The sequence below is a fragment of the Acidovorax sp. SRB_24 genome, assembly GCF_012931925.1.
This window is the reverse complement of sequence record NZ_MWOM01000188.1, coordinates 1-659: the sequence shown is the minus strand read 5'-3', so window position 1 is coordinate 659 and position 659 is coordinate 1. Positions and strand designations below refer to the sequence as shown.

At 75.0% G+C, this 659-nt stretch carries 1 pseudogene; it reads left to right on the top strand.

Annotated features, from left to right (window positions below):
* Positions 1-639 (top strand): annotated as a pseudogene (locus B2J89_RS21415) (ribonuclease E/G); the annotation flags it as partial.
* Positions 640-659: the final 20 nt, after the last annotated feature.

Genomic DNA, 659 nt, shown 5'->3' with positions numbered 1-659 from the left:
GAACGTGGTGAACGTGCCGAGCGCGGTGAGCGCAGCGAACAGCGCGCCGACGCACCGGCGGCCGCCGACAGCATGCCGGCCGCAGCGGTGGGCATCGACGCCGCAGACGACCAGGCCACGGCCCCTGCCGAGCCGCCACGCCGCAGCTACTTTGCGCCGGCCCCGGCCGCTGTACCGGCCGCGCCTCAGCCCGTGGTGGCGCCCGAAGCCGCGCCCGTGCCAGCACCCGCCGCTGTAGTGGCGGCGCCAGCCCCGGCCGCTCTCGCTGCCGTGGCAGCGCCCGTGGTGCCCGCCGCCGCGGCCCCGGTGGCCCCTGCATTGGCCGCTCCCGCAGCGCAACCGGCCCCGGTGGCCGCAGCGGTCCCGGCCGAGGCGGCCGTGGCACCGGTGCAGGACTTTGTCCTGCCCGTGGAACAGCTGCACCAGGTGGCGCAGGGCTCGGGTCTGCAGTGGGTCAACTCCGACGCCGACAAGATCGCTGCCGTGCAGGCTGCTATCGCCGCCGAGCCGCGCCCCATCCATGTGCCGCGCGAACGCGCACCGGCCGTGCAGCCCGACGAGGGACCGCTGGTGCTGGTGGAAACACGCCGCGACCTGAGCGCAATGGAGCTGCCCTTCGAGCAATCGAACAAGCCCTGAGACCCCTAGCCTTGGCCCCT